The 20,867-nt window shown below is 48.7% G+C and carries 12 protein-coding genes; 2 read left to right on the forward strand and 10 right to left on the reverse strand.

Going from position 1 to position 20,867, the window contains the following annotated elements; all coding sequences use genetic code 11:
- Window positions 1-17 precede the first annotated feature (17 nt).
- The 10 genes from BMW79_RS16445 to BMW79_RS16490 form a co-directional block, all read right to left on the reverse strand.
- Entirely contained in the window at window positions 18-1,943 is a 1,926-nt protein-coding gene (locus BMW79_RS16445; protein ID WP_245752512.1) for a RagB/SusD family nutrient uptake outer membrane protein, read from the reverse strand.
- 14 nt (window positions 1,944-1,957) lie between these two features.
- Window positions 1,958-5,188 carry a SusC/RagA family TonB-linked outer membrane protein gene (locus BMW79_RS16450; protein ID WP_089896564.1) on the reverse strand — a complete coding sequence of 1,077 codons (3,231 nt, stop codon included), beginning with the start codon at window positions 5,186-5,188 and terminating at the stop codon, window positions 1,958-1,960.
- Between the two features lie 354 nt (window positions 5,189-5,542).
- On the reverse strand, window positions 5,543-6,280 hold the full coding sequence (locus BMW79_RS16455; protein ID WP_089896565.1) for an SDR family oxidoreductase: 738 nt from the start codon (window positions 6,278-6,280) through the stop codon (window positions 5,543-5,545).
- Window positions 6,281-6,290: 10 nt separating this feature from the next.
- Window positions 6,291-6,470 carry a hypothetical protein gene (locus BMW79_RS16460; RefSeq protein ID WP_089896566.1) on the reverse strand — a complete coding sequence of 60 codons (180 nt, stop codon included), beginning with the start codon at window positions 6,468-6,470 and terminating at the stop codon, window positions 6,291-6,293.
- Window positions 6,470-8,122, reverse strand: coding sequence for a sodium:solute symporter family protein (locus BMW79_RS16465; RefSeq protein WP_089896567.1), 1,653 nt, complete (start codon window positions 8,120-8,122; stop codon window positions 6,470-6,472). The genes BMW79_RS16460 and BMW79_RS16465 overlap by 1 nt, the downstream gene beginning before the upstream one ends.
- 5 nt (window positions 8,123-8,127) lie before the next feature.
- Window positions 8,128-8,994, reverse strand: a complete 867-nt coding sequence (locus BMW79_RS16470; RefSeq protein WP_089896568.1) for an SMP-30/gluconolactonase/LRE family protein — start codon at window positions 8,992-8,994, stop codon at window positions 8,128-8,130.
- Window positions 8,987-10,153, reverse strand: coding sequence for a mandelate racemase/muconate lactonizing enzyme family protein (locus BMW79_RS16475; protein WP_089896569.1), 1,167 nt, complete (start codon window positions 10,151-10,153; stop codon window positions 8,987-8,989). Before BMW79_RS16475 ends, BMW79_RS16470 begins: the two co-directional genes overlap by 8 nt.
- 12 nt (window positions 10,154-10,165) lie before the next feature.
- Window positions 10,166-13,054 carry a glycoside hydrolase family 2 protein gene (locus BMW79_RS16480; RefSeq protein ID WP_089896570.1) on the reverse strand — a complete coding sequence of 963 codons (2,889 nt, stop codon included), beginning with the start codon at window positions 13,052-13,054 and terminating at the stop codon, window positions 10,166-10,168.
- Window positions 13,051-15,876, reverse strand: a complete 2,826-nt coding sequence (locus BMW79_RS16485; RefSeq protein WP_089896571.1) for a glycoside hydrolase family 2 protein — start codon at window positions 15,874-15,876, stop codon at window positions 13,051-13,053. Before BMW79_RS16485 ends, BMW79_RS16480 begins: the two co-directional genes overlap by 4 nt.
- A 2-nt stretch (window positions 15,877-15,878) precedes the next feature.
- Window positions 15,879-16,604 carry an RraA family protein gene (locus BMW79_RS16490; protein WP_089896572.1) on the reverse strand — a complete coding sequence of 242 codons (726 nt, stop codon included), beginning with the start codon at window positions 16,602-16,604 and terminating at the stop codon, window positions 15,879-15,881.
- 174 nt (window positions 16,605-16,778) lie between these two features.
- Here BMW79_RS16490 and BMW79_RS16495 point away from each other — a divergent pair, with 174 nt between their 5' ends.
- Window positions 16,779-17,660, forward strand: coding sequence for an AraC family transcriptional regulator (locus tag BMW79_RS16495; RefSeq protein ID WP_089896573.1), 882 nt, complete (start codon window positions 16,779-16,781; stop codon window positions 17,658-17,660).
- Between the two features lie 142 nt (window positions 17,661-17,802).
- Complete coding sequence (locus tag BMW79_RS16500; RefSeq protein ID WP_089896574.1) at window positions 17,803-20,853, forward strand: SusC/RagA family TonB-linked outer membrane protein; 3,051 nt, start codon at window positions 17,803-17,805, stop codon at window positions 20,851-20,853.
- Window positions 20,854-20,867 lie beyond the last annotated feature (14 nt).

Below are 20,867 nucleotides of genomic sequence, written 5' to 3' on the forward strand. Positions count from 1 at the left end.
ACTTTAATGATCAGCAGTTACCAGCCCGGATTTTGGACCAGGTTGGGGTTTACACGTATGTCGGCTTCTGAAATGGGCCACAGGTAATCTCTGGGTACTACAAACCGTTGTGAGAAAAAGGTAACCGGTTTATAGTACAGGTTGGCATCCGACTGATTGGTGTCCCAGCCCTGGATGTTGCCATTCAGTTGTACACCGGCTTCTTTCCATCGTCTGAGATCCCAGAACCGTTGTCCTTCGAAAGCCAGTTCTATACCCCGTTCCTGGTGAATAATAGCGCGCATCCCATCTTTGGTAGTAAACTTCGCTGGGTTGCTGGAGTATTGGGTCCAGGAGGTGGCTACCGTTTTCAGACCTGCCCGCTGCCGTACCTTGTTTACATATTCCTGTACGGTGGCAACCGGTCCCTGTGCTTCATTCAAAGTTTCTGCATACAGGAGATACAGATCTGCCAGGCGGATTTCCGGCCATGCATAGTTCTCAATGTACACGGCATTGCTGGCCTGCCAGATGAATTTGCGGTTCACAAGTTTTTTGGGATAGTAACCGGTGACAGGAATATTTAAACCACTTCCGAACTGTCCCTTTTTAGTTTGAAGATTCCAGGTATCGTCATCTGAATTACTGGGGCTGTTCGTCATATACCAGATGCCGCCATCAAAGCCCAATGAGCTGTAAAAGCGGGGCTCCCGGTCGAAGTTGATCCTCGCGGTCTGGTAATTTTCTATGATGTTATATTTTTCGGCGGTGACCCCGGTACGCAGTTGACCCGGGCTGGAAAAATTCAGTGTTTTATCTTCTCCCACCGGCACGCCGTTCTGTGTGTAAAACAGGTTTACCAACTTTAGGGTAGGGGCCATTACCGCAATAGAGCCGGTGTTGGTAGACTGTTCCGGATCTGTATGCGCCATTGAAAATGCCTGTAATGCAACTGTGAATGAATTGGTCAGCGGCCATATCACCTCACTGTTAAGCGGCTCTGATACTGCGCCTCTCAGGCTCATCTGAATGCGGGTAGTATCGGTGATATTGAATTCAGAATTGGCAGGAAATTCATATAATTTTACGCCAATAGCTTCTGCTGCCGTCACTGCTTCCTTACAGGCATCAGCAGCGCGTTGCCATTTTTCAACCTGATAGGCCGTATTGAACAGGGGCAAACCATCCTTGTCTTTAAACCCGCTATAGTCGGGATTTCCATTAAACAGCGGACTTGCGGCCATGGTCAGTAACTGCGCTTTCACTGCTTTTGCAATCACCCCGGTGATTCGTCCCATTTCGGTAGCATTGTTCTGAATTCTTTCCGGCAATTTCAGGATAGCAGTATCCAGTAAGCCCGCAATGTAGTTCACAACTGAATCTATCGGTGCGCGTTTCACCCGCATCTGATCGATCGGAGCATCGATGGGCAGGTTTTTGTCGGCAATAACCACCGGACCATACTGACGAAGCAGCAGATAGTGGTAATAAGCCTTGAGAAACTGCACTTCGGCAGTCCACCGGGTACGCATATCAACGCGCAGATCCGGTATTTTGGCAGGATCTTTTACCTGCTCCAGGAAAACGTTACAATCCCTGATGGCGCGGTAATAGGATGCATCGCTGCTCCAGGTGTTAATATATGGCGTTGCCTTATTCTGATTGCCTCTTCCTATATTCCATACATAACTGCTGATCCTTACTGTTGGATATTCCATCCACATTTCATCGGCTCCCATAAAGGCGGGATTACTCTGCACATCGCCATCAGCAGGCAGGTAGGAGTAACAGGTAAATAAATATTTTTCTGCTTCTGCCGCTGAATTAAATGCCAGATCAACCGTGGCAATGTTGTCCGGTGTAACGTCCAGGAACGCATGTTTACAGGAAGATACCAGCAGCATGGCGCCACCCAGGGCGATCAGGCCATTGATAAGATTTTTATATTGTTGTTTGATCATCATGGTAGGTTGAAAGTTTAAAATCCAATGAGCGCACCAATGTTATAAACGCGCTGTACAGGGTAGCCAAGACCATTGCCACCCATTTCAGGATCCCACAGTTTGAATTTGCTGAAGGTGAGCAGGTTCATACCATTCAGGTAGATTCTACCACTGTAGATCCCTATCCGCTTCAACAGGGGGCGGGGGAAGTTGTATCCCAGTTCCGCCGTTTTCAGCCGGAGGAAAGAGCCGTTTTGTAACCACCAGGTAGATGACTGCACATTGTTTGTTACATAGGTATTACTCAGTCGTGGCCAGAATGCGTAGGCATTACGGTTATCTTCTGACCAGTGATCCTGTGCAATCACATCCAGTAATCCGCTTTGGTAGCCAATAGGCAGCACTTTGTTGTTATCCAGCGGGTCCACCGGACCACTGATAAATGGAGAAACCGCCAGCGAATTAATAGAGAAGGAGCTACGGGCAGAGCCCTGGAAAAACATGCTGAAATCAAATGCTTTGTAACCGGCAGAGAATCCGAAACCATAAAGTATTTCCGGATATTCCGGAAGCCCGATCGGTACAATGTCGTCGGAAGTAATTTGTCCGTCGCCGCTCACATCGCGGTATTTTATATCTCCTGCCATATAATCACCAAACTGCCGTGGTGAATTGGCTACATCTTTTTCATCGATAAACAGGCGTTCTGCAATAAAGCCCCAGCGTTGCTTCAGCGAATGACCTACCTGTGAAAGATAAGCCCTGCCTGGCCCAAAGTCAGGTTCTTCATTTACCAGCAGTTTACTTGTGGCATAGGTAAAAGTACCACGCGCCTGCACCCAGGCGGTGGTGCCATAGGATTTTTTATAATCAAGTGCCACATCTATACCACTGCTTTGTGCTTCGCCGGTATTGGCCTGTGGTATTACCTGCAATCCTACGGTAGAAGGAATGTCGGCACGAGTCATCAGAATATTGGTACGCTTGTTCCGGTAGCCATCGATGGTAAAAGTGAATGCGTTGAAAATAGTGAGGTCCATCCCATAGTTCAATTGTTTTGACAATTCCCAGGTAACATTATTGTTGCCATAGCGGGATGTGGAAACACCCGGGCGGCTGTATCCCATGCGTTCACCAAATATGGCGCCTCGGTTAAGGTCATTCAGGTTTACCTGCGAGAGGAAGAAGAAACGATCTTCGTCCCTGCCAATCTGGTCATTACCCACCAAACCGAAGGTGGCCCTGAATTTCAGGTTGTCGACCACTCCGTGCAGACCTTCAAAGAATTTTTCATTGGATACTATCCAGCCGGCACCGATAGACGGAAAGAAGCCGTAGCGGTTGTTTTGGGCAAATCTTTCAGAGCCGTTATATCCAAAATTAAACTCCGCCAGATACCGGTCGTCGTAACCATAAGTAAAGCGCCCGCTTACACCAAGATTGCGTTTTGGGAGTGACAGCTGTAAACTGGTAACGCCTCCTTCCAGGTAGTTGAACATTCTGCCGATCAGCATTCCTGTTACATTATGTTTACCAAAAGTGTTGCCGTAGCTGAGCTGTGTTTCGATATAGGTGGTTGTATTTTGTTTACGTTCACCGGGTGTATAATCCAGGTATTCGGTAGGTGCCTGATCGCCGATTTGCCCGATTCCCGGAATGTTGTTGTTCAACTGGTTGATACCTGCTACTGATTTGCTGTCTTCTGTATAAGCCTGGTAGTAAAATGGATTGTACTGCCTGGCTACATCAAAAGCAGAGTAGCGGGTGGTGTATGCCATAAGCCTGGCATTAAGCCCCTGCAGGAGCGCACTCATATCCTGCGTCAGCTGCAGCTGTGCCGTGAGGGTACTTTTATTGCTCTGCTGATAGCCACGCACTGCCTCCGCATAAGGGTTGGCAAACAGGCTACGTGTGGTACCCGGAACAATGGCGTTGCCGAACAAAGGATGTTTTGCATATGGCAGATAACTTTGCGGATATATAGCCGGAAACGACACAGGGTTGGCCGTTAATACGCTGGAAACTATTTTTGAACCACCACCCACAGGTCCGTTGTAATCATCAAACTGTCCTTTCAGGCTTACCAGTGCCTTCGTGCTTTTAGTGAGATTGAGTGTAACATTGGATAGTACGGAATAGTTTCTCAGTTTGATGTTACTGTTGAAGTCATTGATAGGCGCCACTTTCAGCATACCGTTATCAATGTTGTAGGTCATGGCCAGGTAATACTGTAATTTCTCTCCGCCACCACTTACGTTCATATTATAACGCTGGTTACTGGTATAGTCTTTCAGCATTTGTTTGATCCAGTCGTTGTTCGGATACAACAACGGATCATCACCTGCAGCGGTATGATCTATTTTGTTTTGTGAATAGGGGGCAGCACCCAGGGCATTTCTTGTAAGCGAGGCTTCGTTGGCCAACCGCATATAAGTGATGTTATCGGCCATTTTGAAGTTCTGCGTATTGGCAGAGGTGGAATTTTCTATCCTGAAATTGAATTTCGTTTTTCCGGACTCTCCCTGTTTGGTGGTCACCAGCACTACGCCATTGGCCCCACGCGCGCCATAAATAGAGGACGCAGTGGCATCTTTCAGGATAGAGAAGCCGGAAATATCGTCGGCCTGTAATCTTGCCAGCGCAGTATTATCGCTTTCTATACCGTCGATCATGATGAGTGGATTTACCTTTCCGGTTCCGAATGAACCCACGCCACGGATAAAGAACTGTGCATTGTCGGCCCCCGGCTCACCTGAGCGCTGGAACGAGATAATGCCCGATATGCGTCCTGCCAGCATTGTGGTAAGGTTGCTGGTCGGCCCTTTTATTTCTTTCGGATTAATACTGGTTACAGAGCTGACCAGGCTGGTTTTCTTTTGTGTACCAAATCCTACTACCACCACGTCGTTGAGCGTGGCTGAATTAGGCTTCATTTGCACATTGATGGTACTGCGGTTGCCAATCGTTATGTCTTGTGGCAGATAACCGATGAAAGAAAATGCAAGGGTGTCTTTACCGGCAGGTACCTGGATGATGTAGTGGCCTTTTTCATCCGAACCGGTTCCGGTTTTGGTGCCTTTGATCAGTACGGTTACACCGGGAACTTTATTTCCTTTTTCATCGGTGATATCGCCCTGGATACTTCTGGCAGATTGGGCAAATATGCTTCCGCTATATAGCAGGAAGGCCATAACGACTGCCATGCAGTGTACTGGTCTTCGTATGTGCATTGGCGGCGCATAGTAAGGAGGGTACATTTTTTTCATTTGTTCTTGGTTTGATAAAAAGGTGGTTTATATCCCGTACCGGTTGTACAGGCAGGTCGTTTCAGGCATAGCTATTCCTGTTGTAACCGCTGATGGCAGGTACAGAAAAAAGGATCGCTACAGGGCCATGCTGGTGCTATTAATTCATAACTGGCAGAATAATTTAAATTTTGGCTGATATCGTATAATGAAGGTATTATTTAATAGCCCGGAGATTTTAAAGATATTATCACACTTATAAATAAAATTAGCAGTTAACTGCTTTATTGTTTCCCGGGATGCTAAAATGATAAAGCCTTCCGTACCCGGGTACGAAAGGCTTTATCATTTGAAGTAAACAGGAAGGCATCAGGTTTAGCTATCCTGCATCAATGCGGATCTTCCGCCATCTACCAGGTAAGTAGTACCTGCTGAAAATGACGCATAGCTGCTCGCCAAAAAAACGCACCAGGCGCCGATTTCTTCCGGTGTTCCCAATTTCTTTACAGGATGCAGGTTTACTGTCCGGTTTCTCTCTTCTTCCGGTGATGGAAATGAATTGAACCAGGTCTGATTGCCTGGGGTATCTATAAATCCCGGTGCAATACCCACCGTTCGGATCTGTGGTCCCCATTCAATGGCCAGGCTGCGAACTAACCCGGTAAGCGCTGTTTTTGCAATGTTGTAAGGAAAGCATCCCGGTATAGTGGAGAAGGCATGATTGGAAGAAATAATAATGATAACGCCCTCGCCGGAAGCCTCCAGCGCTGCTTTGCAGGCAAGCGCCAGTTGCCAGTGTGCGGTCAGGTTTAAATCCATATTCCGTTTCCAGTCCGCTTCTGAAGACGCTGCTGCCCCGGTAAACACATTGCTCCCTGCACAGGAAACCACAATGTCAATCCGTCCGCGTCGTGCTGTCACGTCAGATACAAAGTTGTTCAGTTGAAGGGTATCGGTCACGTCTACACGGGAAATGCTTTTGCCTTCATTGATATCACAACCTTCTACGGTGGCGCCTGCACGCTGCAACATGGCAGCTATCCCGGCGCCAATGCCTGAGGCTGCGCCTGTAACAACCGCTACTTTGTTTGCTAAGTTTATCTCCAGTGACATACATAAGGTATTAAGACTGTTTTACTTTAAACGACAGGAACGCCATGAACAGCCCGAAAATTAAGAATAATCCGCCACTCCAGAGATTGATCGTCTCCTGTGGATGGAAACAGCCATATAGCAGCAAAAGTAAACCAGTGAGTATAAAAAACAATCCGATCACAAACCGGAGATCCAGAAATCTATCCATTAAAAGAATATTATGTTCAGTGCAATCGTAAATACCAATACTGCAACACCCAGCCACAACGGGTTTTTATACCAGCGTTGTTCGGGGTCCTTAATTCTTTCGGTAAGACTGTACACCAATCCCGTCAGTTCCTGGTCGGGTTTGGGTTTGCCAAAGAGACTTACCACAATGGTCACCACCAGGCATGCCAGGAAAGAAAGATAAGCAATGGTGAACGCCTGGCTGGTACCGGAGTAAAAATCAGTATAATGATAAATCCATCCTCCTTTACCTTCTGCCACAGAAACGCCATGTACAAAAGCAGCGGTGAGTGTACCTGCCATCAGGCCCCAGAAAGCGCCATTTCCCGTAGTTCGTTTCCAGAACATACCGAGGAAGAAGGTCGCAAAAAGTGGCGCATTCACAAAGCTGAATACCAGCTGCAACAGGTCCATGATGCTGTTATAACCGCGTGCCACATAAGCGGTGGCTACGGAAATAAGTATGCCAGCTACTGTTGTTATTTTACCTACATACAGGTAATGCTTTTCGGAAGCATTTTTGCGGATATGGGTTTGGTAGATATCAAAGGTCCATACTGTATTGAATGCAGTCACATTCCCCGCCATGCCACTCATGAAAGAGGCAATCAACGCAGTAATGCCCACACCCAGCAAGCCATTGGGATAGAATTTTTTGAGCAGCAGCGGCAACACCATGTTGTAATCTGTTTGGCCGCTGGCATTGATGGGCAATTGAAAGCCGTCAAATTGTTGTTGCAGCGCCAGCAATACAATGCCCGGAAGGATCACGATCAGTGGCATAAATACTTTAGGGATGGTGGCGATCACTGGTGTTCTTCGCGCTTCATTCAGGTTGCGGCTGATCATAGCACGCTGTACTACGAGAAAATCAGTACACCAGTAACCGAAGGCCAGTACAAATCCCAACCCGAACACCATACTCACCGCATCCACACCCATAGGATTCTTTTCGGGCGACGATAAGCCTTTCCATACATGCAGTTTCGCATCATCTACATGTTGGATAATGCCTTCCCAGCCACCGGCTTTGTGAAGTGCGATGTATACAAGCGGCGCTATACCGAGTACAATAAGAAAGAATTGCAGGACTTCGTTGTATACCGCGCTGGTAAGGCCTCCCAGGAAAATGTATACCAGCACAATGCCCGCCGCCAGCCAGATCGAGAAATCAAAATCCCATCCCAGCATCACCTGCATCAGCATGGCCAACGCATACAAGGATACGCCGGAAGAAAATACAGTCATTCCTGCGAAGGTGAGTGCATTAAACGTCCTGGTTTTTTCATCGAACCGCAACTTCAGGTATTCCGGTACGCTGCGCGCCTTGCTGCCATAGTAAAAAGGCATCATGAAAACGCCCAGGAATATCATGGCCAGGGTGGCGCCCAGCCAATAAAAATGTACCGTATATAAACCGTATTTTGCGCCATTGGCAGCCATGCCCAACACTTCCTGTGCGCCCAGGTTGGCCGAGATGAATGCCAGGCTGGTGATCCACAGCGGTATATTACGGTTGCTCATGAGGAAATCATTGCCTGTCTTTATTTTCTTTTTGAGCATCAGGCCAATGCCTAATACAAACAGGAAATAAAGCGCTATGATCCCATAATCTATCAGTTCTAAATGCATAACGTTTACGTGGAGAATGAATGTGCTGGCGCACCGGTGAAAGGTAGTTGTACGGCAAACAGGTCGCCGCTGTGCGGGTAGTCCTGTAGTTGTGCTGGCGTTAAGCCTTCCCTGGCAGTAGTGATAAACAGCTGGTTCATATCGTGGCCACCAAAAGCGCAGGAGGACACATGTGGTGCATCCACCCATATTTTGCCCATCAGCTCACCGCTGCCGGGATGATAGCGGTGAACACTTTTTCCGCCCCACATGGCTACCCATAACATGCCTTCCTGGTCCATACACATGCCATCGGGGAAGTCGGCGACCGTAGTCACGATCCTGCTTTTTCCCAATGTACCGGCCGCAAGATCGAAATCATATGCCCGGATGTTACGTTCCAGGGTGTCGATATAATACATGGTTTTGTTATCGGCCGACCAGCAGATACCGTTGGAAATGCTGATGCCATCCAGCACTTTTCGCAATGATCCGTCGTAGCAGTACAAGGCACCTTCCTGGGGGCGGGCATTCAGGTGCATGGTGCCGAACCATAACCTTCCTTTGGCGTCGCATTTGCCGTCGTTGCAGCGATGCTGCGGTAGGGCAGGTTCTACCAGGGTGAGGGTGGAAGCGGGATTTACCAGGTCCGATAATTCAAGGCTGCCCTGTGTACCCAGTAAAAAACGACCATCGCTGGCAGGGATGATCAGGCTGGTCCGCTTCCCGGTATTCCATTGCTGGAAGTTCCCGTTTACCGGATCAAAGCTGTTCACCCGCCTGCCATTGATATCTACAAAGTATAACCGCCGGCGGCGGGCATCCCAGACCGGCCCCTCTCCCAGAAGGGCTTTGCCGGGATACACCACCGAAGCTGTCCATTCCTTATACATAGAATCCCGGTTTGGGTGTAAGGATCCCCGGATGTTTTTCCATTTCCGATTCCACCAGGTCTACGCCCAAACCTGGCCGGGTACTCAGTTGCAGGTGACCATTCTTCACCATGTCTGCAATGGGATGCGTAATAACGGTATCCCTCCAGGGTACATCATTATACATAAATTCCTGTCTGAAAAAGTTAGGTACGGAAGCACACACCTGCGCAGATGCCAGCGTAGATAAAGGACCATTCGGGTTATGCGGCGCCAGCAACACATTGTAAGCTTCCATCATGGTAGCCATCCGTTTCATTTCAGAAGGGCCGCCGCAACGGGTAATATCAGGCATCATGATATCACAAACATGCTTTTCCAGCAAGGGCCGGATACCATGCCGCGTATAATGCCGCTCACCTACACAGATAGACACATTGGACGGAATGCGTTCCCGCATGGCACGCAGGGTATCTGCGCTTTCCGGTCCTGCCGGTTCCTCATACCAGGTGATATCCAGTGTGGCCAGGCGTTGCGCCATTTTTACCGCTACCCGGTAATTCAACATGGCATGTGTTTCTATCATGATGTCGAAATCCGGTCCTACAGCCTCTCTTACGGCTTTACTCACTTCAAAGGCCAGGTCTTGCTGCGCAGGTGTAAGCGTGAGGTTGGAAGAAAGATCTTCCCCATAGAGATAGTTGGTATGCGCGAAGGGATCAAATTTTAAACCGGTAAATCCTGCTTCTTTTACTTTCAGCGCCTGTGCGGCATAGTCGGCCGCATTATGCCCGCCGCCGGTGAACCAGTAGTTGGCGTAAAGCTGTATATCCTGCCGGTAAGCACCGCCCAGTAATTCGTAACAAGGTACGCCCAGTGCTTTCCCTTTGAGATCCAGTAGTGCCATATCGATTCCGCTGATCGCACAAAGACTGGCGCCATAAGGTCCCATCCAGTTCAGATCGCGGTAAAGTTTTGTCCAGATAAAATCTGTTTTCATCGGGTCCAGACCGATGATACGTTCGCCCACATGTTTGGCAGCGTGGTATACAATCGGGCTGCCTGGCCAGTTGGTGGCTTCTCCCACGCCGGTAAGACCGGTATCTGTATAAATTTTCAGCAGCGTCCAGTTATATTTCACGCCTTCTACCAGCCACACTTTTACATCCGTTATTTTCATATCAGTATTTTTTTATTCAATAATAAATCGCGCCACACCTTTTACTTTCCGGGAGGGATTCGCTGTGCCCTGGTAGTTACCCCATGCCAGGCTCCAGTAATCCCATTTATCGGTGATGATCAGCCATTGCCTGCCATCTGCATCAATCTGCATTTTAGCGGCCTGTGAGCCATCTGAAACCACCTTCACACTGCCGGGCAGTTTTTTACCGGAAACAATGTATTCCAGGATGTTTTCTTTTTTTGCCCGATAGCTTTCCGATGCAGCGGTGGTGGCTTTTGCTTCTTCGATGCTACCCGCCAGGTAGTAATCGGTCATATCTTCCGCAACATTGGCAGCAGGGCGTTGGCGGTAATGATACACGGCGCCGCTGTTTTTATCTGCACTGCCGGTATTGGCGGACAAATGCCCCTCCGGATAGGTGGACCAGTAGCCATTACGCTGCCATGTTATTTTATCCATCGCGCCGGATAAAGGTACTTTTACGCCTATCTCCCAGGTATGCAAAGGGATACTATCGGCTTCATACGCTACTTCTACCAGACCGGATGCATACATGGTAATATCCATTTTTACCGGGTAGTTGCCATTCATGCCCTGCAGGTGCCAGGTACGGCCACTGTTAGTATTACTTACACTCGTTTCGCTGATATGCGTGGCGCCGGAGAATTTACCTTCGGTGTTTTTAAACGCATCCCAGTGAACAGGACTATTGATCACGATATCAGGCATACCTGTCATCACCGCCACGTTGCTGATGGAAGCACTATCCGGCGTTTTATCCGCATACAGCGACAGGCGGCCATGGCTGAACAGCTTATCACCTGTTGTCCAGGTGCCGCTTTTTGCCGGCAATGTCATGGCCGGGCGGGGACCCCATGAAATTTTTTCCTCATCGATCAGTTGTCCGTTGCTGCTAAAGAATTGTAATAACGCAGCTGAGCCGGAAAGGTTTTTGGTATCGAATGCGATCACGCCTGTTTCATGCGGGGCAATGGCCGGCATTTTCAAAGAGAATTTTTTTCCGGAAGAAGTGACTTTGCAAATTACCTCTGATAGAGAAAGATGATCAAACCGGTTTTTCACAGGTAGCTGCAACACGTCGCCGGTACGGGCGTTTGTGAATACAGTAGTGCCAATGCGGATAGGAGAGTAGGCTTTTTTTGTATTCCAGAATTCTGCTTTTTTCCTCCGCCACACATCCACGATGCCCCATGGCCCGTAACCGGTTACTTTGCCTGGCAGATGGAATGTTTCATCTATCATGCCCCAGATAGCGCCGCCCGCATTTCCCGGTACATCAAACCGGTTTAGCCAGGTGGTATCGATACTGCGGCCCCAGAAGTCTTTCGTATTCGGATCATACTTCAGCAGGCCGGTATTGTAACAGGCCACGTGCGCCCACTCGTCGCTCAGCAACGGGAAATCGGGATGCATCATGTGCTGGTCTATACCGCCCATATCGCCGCCGTTGCCGCTATAAATAGGATAATGTCCTACGGCAATATCAAAGCAACGTTTGCCCTCTTTGAGCGCGCTGGTGGGCCACGACCAGGATACCGGCCGGGATGGATCTATCCGTTTTACAAAATCATATTCCTGCTGGAAGTTGCTGCCGTAGCTGCTTTCATTGCCAACAGACCACATGATGATGGCAGCGTGGTTTCTGTCGCGGTCTATCATTTCGCTCAACTGGCCCAGGTAGCGGGCGGTGAATGCGGTATCATTTTGTGTGGAACTGTATTTATTGTAGTCGCCGCCTCTGTCCTGGCCCACAAAGCAGATCGCGGTTTCTTCCTGTACATAGATACCATAACGGTCGCAGAACTCCAGCAGATCCTGCGTGGGTGGATAGTGTGAGGTACGGATAAAATTCAGGTTCGCTTCTTTTGCCAGTATTACATCAAGGCTATCCTGTGCGCGGTGGGTAGATCTGCCCATCAACGGGTCCATATCATGATGACAAGCGCCCCGGAGTTTCACTGGTTTCCCGTTTACCAGCAACTGGTTTTTGTCCCTGATCATTACTTCCCTGAACCCGATCTGTTGCCGGATGGTTTCGGTGGCTATCCCTTTTTCATAGAGCGTTACCGACAGCTGATAGAGAGAAGGCGTTTCGGCCGTCCAGGTTTTCACCTGTGGTAGCGCTATTTTGTCTGTAATGTTGGCCGCATCCTTTACTGTCACTCTCTGTGTAACGACTTTACTGCCATCCGGTGCTGTCAGTGTCCAGGAAACCGAAGTTAAGGCAGTACTTTTATTCACACCCATCTCCAGTGATAGTTCAGCAGCGCCGAAATCAGGAGAAAGTTTGGTGCGGGTATATAATTTTGACAGATGTTGTGTTGGCCGTATCACCAGTTGCACATCACGAAGAATACCACCGATAGGGTGGTGGGCATACCCGGAGGCAAAGGAGATATCATCTGTACGATCGGTTACTTCTACTACCAGCTGTACGGTTTTACCTGCGGAGGCATAGGGCGTGATATCGCATTCCCAGGCAGTGAAACCTCCGAAATGCTCCCGGAGCAGATGTCCGTCTACCCACACTTTTGCATGGTTGTACACGCCGTTGAACCGGATGGCGAGCGTTTTTCCGGCGGCATCTGCGGGAATGGTAACATCACGGCGGTACTGAAAGGGCTGGTCGTGTTGTATGGTGATTCCCTGCATGGCCGGTTCCCCGGGTACCTGTATTTTTTGCCAGCCGGATGGCTCCTTCGTCAGATTGATCTGCCAGGTGCCGGCCAGGCTGGTGACAGCGCCTTTTACACCGCTGGTACTGGCTGGCAATGGCGCCAGTGCCTGTCGCCCGGGGGCTATATAATCCTGTGCATGCAGGGCTCCTGACAACAGCAGTAAAAGCCCTGCGCAATTTATTTTAAAGTGTGGAATCATGGCAGACTGATTGTTAGTTTTCCTTTAAGTGTTTTGTTCTTAATATTAACTTTTCCATCTGAGTGTGGCGAGCCGTAAAATGGTTCGGAACCATTGTTGGTATAATCCGCAATCAGCCACTGGATCGCGGCATCCTGCAACCAGCTCCGGGAATGCTGTTTGCTGTCGGATAACACCCGCAGGGTATTGCCTGACTGATCGGAAAGAGCAGCTGTATAGATAAATCTTTTGGTAGATCTGAAATCATTGGAGCCCATTTCGTTGGCATCATCCTTCCATAACGCGGATGGCTGCACGCCGAATGCTTCCACACCATTTAACTGTTTGGCCTCAAGATGTGCCACCCCGTTATTTCTTCCGATGTCGGAGGAGTCATATACGGTGAACTCCCCTTTGCGCGCCCATTGCAACGTTTCAAAACGTTTGGGCAGTTGCAGCAGTAAACCATACTGGTAAGGAATGGTATCTTCCCCGTTATACGCCACTTCATATTCGGTGATCAGCTCACCGGCAGGGGTGAACAGGTAAGATTGTTTTCCTTTACCTGAGGTATAGGTAACGTCTACGTCGATTTTTACACCGGCAGCCGATTGACTGATATGTGTCTGATCCGCGAAAATGGTGTACAACGGATAGTTTTTCAGTGGGTAGATGTTATTCTGATAAGTTTCCCCGGCCACATTGGGCTTACCGCCGTCATCACTGTTGGTGGGCACTACACAGAACACTGGTCCCTGGCGCAACAGGGTGTCCTGTGCTTTGCGCAGACTGGTAATGATCCCCTTTGTTTTACTGATGGTGTAATGATAAGGTCCCTGCTGCACAAAGTAGGCGCCGTTGTTCTCCGTCCAGCTGACTGCGTAGGTTGGTCTGGCAACCGGTGCAGGAGCTGTCTGCCCGAATAATTCTTCCGCACATACAAATCCCCGTGGATCCGTAAACGTTAGATGAACCGGTGTATTGTTTTTCCTTGGTACCCTTAAGATGCCGGTATTACCAGCTGCAATGGCGGAGGAGAGTGGTTGACCGTCGGCTTCAATTTTTACATCTTTCAGAGAAGTAAAATCATAACGGTTCTGGAGGGTGAGTTCCAGGTAGTCGGTATGTTCTTTTACACCGAGCACTTTCACCGGGCTATACGCTTTTTTTACACCTGCATATTCCGGTTTGGGTCTTCTCCAGGCGTCTATCGGCCCCCATGGACCATAACCTACTATTTCTCCGCCGGGCAGGTGGAAAATATCATCGATGCCGCTCCAGATAGCGCCGCCAAGATTGCCTTTGTAATGATAGATAGAATCGTAGAAAGTAACCAGTGGTGCATTGTAAGCGCTGCGGATACCTGGATCGGTGAGGAGTTCCCGGCGATTGTAACAGGAGAGATGCGCGTATTCACCAAAGAGAACGGGGCGTTCCGATTTGGCCGCATGCGCAGGTCCGTTGATGCCCGGATAATGATATACCGCAATATCGGCTTTGCTGTGCGCATTGTTGAAACCTCCCCAACACTGGTCGTGGAAGGTAGTAGGACGGGAAGGATCCGTTTTCTTTACGAACGCCAGTACCTTCTCCCATAGCGGGCTCCAGTAGGATTCATTACCGAGCGACCAGATGATCACCGACGGGTGATTTTTCCCTGCCTGGATATTATCCGCATTGGCCTGTATCATGTACGGCAGAAATTTTTCATCCTTGTAATTCCACAGCTTCCAGATAGGAGAAGCGCCGTGTTGTATCCAGGTGAGTGCTGCTTCGCTTTCTACAAAAAGTCCCAGTTCATCTGCTGCTTCCAGGAATTCCTCTGAAGGCGGATAGTGAGAGGTACGGATATAGTTACAGTTGGCGTTGCGGAACAGGAGTGCATCTTCCCGGGTTAAGGCCGGTGTGATACTGCGGCCGGTGAGCGGATGTACATCGTGCTTGTTCACGCCACGTAATTTTACCGGTTTACCATTTACCAGTAATTCATTGCCTTTTACCTGCACCTGCCTGAATCCCACTTTATACACAGCAGTTTCCGTTGGTTGCCCGTTTTTCAGCAGGGCTACCTGTAACTGGTACAGGTAAGGGTGTTCGGGCGTCCATTGCTGCGGTGCGCGAACGGGGAAGCTGACATCTTTCGTAAAAAGATCAGCTGGCGAAATCCGGGTTTCCGGTGTATTGCCGGGTGATAGTACCGTTTTTCCATTGGCATCCGTTAAGGTGAAACGCAGGGATGCATTTTCCGGTGATGTTGATTCATTGCCGATGGCGGCGGAAATATGCAGGGTCGCATTTTTATATTGCGCATCGAAGGTGGTATTGATGGAAATGTCTGCCAGGTTTACCGGTGGCAGGGCAAACATCGTTACTTTGCGCAGTAAGCCACCTACGGTATGCACGGCGTACTGGGAAGTGCAGGCCAGGTAATCGCTGATGGTGAGTGCCTGTACTGCTACAGTCAGTGTATCGTTGGCGCCGCGAAGGGCGTTGGTAATATCCATTTCAAACGGCACAAATCCGCCTTCATGTTCTCCCACTTTTACGCCGTTTACAGTCACCAGCGCATGACTGCTTACCGCATCAAAGCGGAGTTTGATGCGCTGTCCTTTCCAGGATGCCGGAATGTTGAGCGCATGGCGGTATACGGCCGTTTCACCTTCCTGGATCGTGAAGCCCTGCATGGTCCATTCTCCCGGCACGTGGATAGGGTATTGTCCCTGGAAAGACCATTCGCCGTTGAGCGAAACAACTTCCTGTGGTCTGGGGGAAAGCCGCTGTGTTTGCGCGGCGGCAGACAGGAACAGTGTGGCACCGATAAGTGTAAGTAAGCTTTTCTTCATGATTACATTATTCCGTATTTCTCAAATGCCTGACTGGCGCTCATACCTTCCAGGATTTTCTGTTGTACCATTTTTTCTCCTCTGGCTTTTTCTATAGCGAGAGAGAATACTTCTTTTTCTGCCTGTTGCGGAACAATACATACGCCGTCCATGTCTCCCAACACAATGTCGCCGGGCATGATGCGGACGCCGCGTATTTCCAGCGGTACCCTGAAATCAATGACTTTACCCCGGGGAGCCTGATCCTGCGCATAACGTCCGTAGGAGAAGGTCGGAAAATTGAGATCGAGAATGCCCCGGGTATCGCGTGAATATCCATCTACCACTGCCCCGGCAGCACCCAGTTTCATGGCTCTTGTACTCATTAGTTCACCCCACAGCGCATAAGTAGGAGAGGCGCCGGTGCAAATATAGACCTCATTTTTCTTGAGATCATCGAGAGCCTGCAACATCAGGCCAAATGATTGTTTCAGTACGGCATTTTGTCCCAGTGCAGGATCTTCAGAGAAAACATCCGCTTCCAATACCGGCATGGCCCGGCCTATCACGAACATGTCCATTTGCAGCGGCTGTATTTCCGGCGGGAGAAACTGGCGCATCAATCCCATTTTGTCCATAATGTCGCCTACCACAGCCGTGTATAATTCTTTTTTCACAATGGAAAATAACTCATCGTCATTTTCCCATAACGTAGTGAAGGTCTGGCCGTTGTTGCTGTGCTTAGTCATATTTTTAAATCTTTGCTTATCAATGATACCGGTACTGAAACCAGTTAAAATTCAGGCGGCAAAATACCTGCTCAGGAGGGCTTGTATCATAACTATATTAGCCAAAATATTAACTATATTACCCTTATTGGTTGTTTTTTTGATAAAATGGGTAATAATATTTAATTTCCGGAGATGAAAGCAAGATTGATGGACACGGGGCTGGACGCCAACAGACAATTCCGCGTGAAGCATGTAGACGAGCATTTCCTGAACTCACCTTTTCATTTTCACGAAAGCTGCGAAATAGTGTTGATTGAAGAAGGGTATGGAAAGCGCATCGTCGGCGATCATATCGATGATTTCGACAAAGGGGATCTGGTACTCATGGGTCCCAATCTGCCGCATATCTGGCAGAATGATAACATCTATTTCCAGAAGCGAAAAGATCTCCGTGTAAAAGCAACGGTACTATATTTTGAACCAGCCATGGTGCTGGGCCTGGTGGCTGGCACAGAGGCAGCAGCGGCTGTTCAGGCATTATTCACCAACGCCTGCCGGGGCCTTTCTGTTAAAAGCAACACGCATGCATACCTGTTGGAAAGATTGCATACTATCCGTGGTACCGATGGCCTGAAGCGGTTTTCTGTGTTCCTGGAAATTATTGATATCCTCGCCAGATCTACCGATTATGATTATCTCGCCAGCGATAATTATCATAACGCTATGACGATTAAAGATGCCGGCAGGTTCAATGATGTGTACCAGTTTCTCATCACCAATTTTTACCGTGAAATACCACTGGAGGAAATTGCCGGAGTAGCGAAAATGTCGCCCACGGCTTTCTGTCGCTATTTCAAAGCGCGGACGCAAAAATCATTTGTTACTTTTTTACAGGAAATAAGGGTATCGCACGCCTGCAAATTATTGCGGCAGGACAAGCTTTCCGTGATGGAGGTAGCCCTGGAAAGCGGCTATAACAACCTGGTAAATTTCAACAAATGTTTTAAAGGGATTACGGCTTTAAGTCCGTCGGAATACCGCAAGAAAATAAGGAACGAGTTGCTGACTGCGTAGTGATTAAATAGACTTGTTAATAATATTGTTCGTTTTTTGAGTGATGCTGATCATATCTGCTAATATCTTTAATAAACAAGGTAAGATCGTTTAAAGAACGGTGAAGGGGCAAATCTATTTTGCACCCACTAAATTTCACCGTATGATAAACACCGGGAGACTGATTGTTCTTTTTATTGCTATTAGTGCCCTGTTGCACACCAAAATCGCCTATGCCCAGGCCCGGAAAATAACTGGTACCGTTACGGGTACAGACCATCAACCAATTCCGGGAGTATATGTCATTGTAAAGGGCCAGCAGGTAAATGCTGTTACAGATGCCGCCGGACGCTACGCTATCCAGGTGGACAAACCAGAGAATGCCAGCCTTGAATTCCGCCTCATCGGATTCACTACTGTAGAAAAAATGATCGGTGGCCAATCTGCCCTGAATGTAGAATTAACATCTGAAGTAAAAGGTTTGGGAGAAGTGATTGTTGTAGGCTACGGTACCCAGAAAAAAGCCACCATGGCCGGCTCTGTGGGGGTAGTCCGCGCAGAAGCGATTTCCAACAGACCGATTACCAACGCCTCTCAGGCGTTGAGCGGGCAAGTACCCGGCGTATGGGTAAATCAAACCAGCGGTCAACCAGGAAGCGATGGCGCCGACATTCGCATCCGGGGTATTGGTACCATCGGTACCAGCACCGCACTGGTAGTGATCGACGGAGTGGTGGGATCGCTCCGTTCCATCAATCCGAATGACATTGAGTCCATTTCCGTTCTGAAAGATGCCTCCGCTGCTATTTACGGTTCCAGGGCCGCCAATGGCGTTATCCTCGTACAAACAAAGAGCGGCACCAAAGGAAAAGTACAGGTGAATTTCAGCACTTCCTATGGCAAACAACGCGCTACCTTTCTGCCGCAGGTAACCACCAATGCCGTGGATTATATGAATCTCTATAACCAGGCACTAACCAACCAGGGCGCCCCGGCGTTTTACAGCCAGGCTACCATCGACGAGTACAAGAATGGAACAGATCCGTTTATTTATCCCAATACCGACTGGCGCAAAGTGATTTTGCATGATGCCGGTATCCAAACCAATCAACTCAGTATTTCCGGCGGACAGGAGAAAACACAGTTCAATATTTCCATGGGCTACACCAACCAGGATGGTATTGTGCGGAACGGCAATGCGAAATTGTACAATCTCCGCGCAAACATCACCACGAAAGTGAACAATAAACTCGAAGTGGGACTGAGATCCGGTATGCGTTATGAAACACAGGCCCAGTCATTCAATGGCGCCGGCAACCTGTTTACAGAACTCAACAGAACGCTGCCTTTCTATGGCACGTATACTGCCGACGGCAAATACGCCGGCACCTGGGTAAATTCCATCAACACACAGTTCCGCAACCCACTGGTGATGATCAATGAAGGAAACAACAATACCGCGTTAGGTATTTTCAATGCCAACGCATTCCTGAATTATGAAATCATCGAAGGGCTGAAATTCAATGTTACCGGTGGTATTGATTATAACACAACCGACAACCAGACGTTTACTCCCAAAGTAAATATCTACAATCCCAAAACGGGAACTGTGGCCACTACCATGACTGCAGGCGGTGCAAAAGCGGACAATAGCTGGGCAAAAACACTGTACAATACTTTGTTCACCAGCCTGACCTATCACAAAACCATCGCGCATGATCATGATATCACCGCCGCGGCAATTTACAGCCAGGAGCAAAGCAATTACAGAACGCTTTCCGGTTCCATCATGGGATTTGTTAATAACTCCCTGACGGAAATCAATGCCGGGCTGGAAACACCACTTACCAATGGTACTACCAATGGCTGGGCATTGCGTTCCTATATCGGCCGGTTGAATTACACCTATAAAGAGAAATATATCCTGGAAGGAATTGCCCGCTATGATGGCTCTTCCCGTTTTGCACCGGATAGCCGCTGGGGCTTCTTCCCCTCTGTGCTGGCTGGCTGGCGTATTACGAAGGAAAACTTCATGCAATCGCAGCAGGTGGTGGATGAGCTGAAAATCCGTGGCTCATGGGGTCGTTCCGGTAATGACCAGATCGGTTTGTATGCTTACATCCCTACCCTGGCTTTTGCCCGTTTCTATCCGTTTAATGACCTGATCCAGACAGGTATTGCGCAGATGTCGATTGTGGATGAAGGCATTAAATGGGAAGTAGGTACCAAGAAAAATATCGGCTTTGATGCAGCTTTCCTGAAAAATAAACTCAGCGTCACCTTTGATTATTTTAAAGACGACCGCGAAGGTATTCTACGTACCGTACAGATCCCTGACTTTATCGGTATCCGCAACGCCCCTACGAAAAACCTGGCCAGCGTAAGCAACCGGGGCTGGGAAATGTCTGCCGGATATAATAATCATATAGGCGACGTACAGTTTGGCGTAGGCTTCAACGTAACGCATGTACGAAATGAGGTAGTAAATATTCCTGACCCGCAAAAGGCGCAGAACGCACTGTTACCGGGGCAGCCGATCAACGCTTTTTATATGTGGAAGGCCATTGGCATTTTCCAGAACCAGGATGAAGTGGATAAAAGCGCCAAACAAAATGCGGTACCCACCAAACCCGGTGACATTAAGTTTGAAGATATCAGCGGTCCCGAAGGAAAACCAGATGGCATTATAGATGCCAACGACCGCCAGGTAGTAGGCAAACCCATTCCTACCTGGACCTACGGCGGATACCTCACTGCCGCCTGGAAAGGTTTCGACGTAAGAGTGAACCTGCAGGGCGCAGCCGATGTGGACTCCTATGTAGGCGGTGAATTATTTTTCCCTTTCCTGAACGGAGCGGGTGTATTGAAAAGATGGGAACCCGGCAATACCTGGACCCCGGAAAACCCGAATGCCAAACTGCCCCGCTTACTGCAATACAGCGCATCTTCCAGTCAGAATTATGCCAGCAACAGTTTCTGGTTGCAGGACGCTTCCTACCTGCGTATAAAAGATATCCAGATCGGATACAACCTTCCGGAGAGATGGCTGTCGCGCGTGAAGATACAGGGATTGAGAGTGTATGTAGATGCGCAGAACGCTTTCACGTTTACCCGCTTCGAAGGACTGGATCCTGAACGTGATCTGTCAAACGCTTCTTCTGCCCAGTATCCTAACGTTAGAATTATTACCGCCGGCCTGAATGTGAAGTTCTAGGTTTTGATCAAATT

The organism is Chitinophaga arvensicola (assembly GCF_900110835.1).
Classification (GTDB): Bacteria; Bacteroidota; Bacteroidia; order Chitinophagales; family Chitinophagaceae; genus Chitinophaga; species Chitinophaga arvensicola.

Bases quoted from the DNA above. Each gene is read 5' to 3' on its own strand.
- BMW79_RS16480 (WP_089896570.1), bottom strand. From the start codon at position 13,054: ATGATTCCACACTTTAAAATAAATTGCGCAGGGCTTTTACTGCTGTTG.
- BMW79_RS16465 (WP_089896567.1), bottom strand. From the start codon at position 8,122: ATGCATTTAGAACTGATAGATTATGGGATCATAGCGCTTTATTTCCTG.
- BMW79_RS16460 (WP_089896566.1), bottom strand. From the start codon at position 6,470: ATGGATAGATTTCTGGATCTCCGGTTTGTGATCGGATTGTTTTTTATA.
- BMW79_RS16475 (WP_089896569.1), bottom strand. From the start codon at position 10,153: ATGAAAATAACGGATGTAAAAGTGTGGCTGGTAGAAGGCGTGAAATAT.
- BMW79_RS16490 (WP_089896572.1), bottom strand. From the start codon at position 16,604: ATGACTAAGCACAGCAACAACGGCCAGACCTTCACTACGTTATGGGAA.
- BMW79_RS16445 (WP_245752512.1), bottom strand. From the start codon at position 1,943: ATGATGATCAAACAACAATATAAAAATCTTATCAATGGCCTGATCGCC.
- BMW79_RS16450 (WP_089896564.1), bottom strand. From the start codon at position 5,188: ATGAAAAAAATGTACCCTCCTTACTATGCGCCGCCAATGCACATACGA.
- BMW79_RS16485 (WP_089896571.1), bottom strand. From the start codon at position 15,876: ATGAAGAAAAGCTTACTTACACTTATCGGTGCCACACTGTTCCTGTCT.
- BMW79_RS16470 (WP_089896568.1), bottom strand. From the start codon at position 8,994: ATGTATAAGGAATGGACAGCTTCGGTGGTGTATCCCGGCAAAGCCCTT.
- BMW79_RS16500 (WP_089896574.1), top strand. From the start codon at position 17,803: ATGATAAACACCGGGAGACTGATTGTTCTTTTTATTGCTATTAGTGCC.
- BMW79_RS16495 (WP_089896573.1), top strand. From the start codon at position 16,779: ATGAAAGCAAGATTGATGGACACGGGGCTGGACGCCAACAGACAATTC.
- BMW79_RS16455 (WP_089896565.1), bottom strand. From the start codon at position 6,280: ATGTCACTGGAGATAAACTTAGCAAACAAAGTAGCGGTTGTTACAGGC.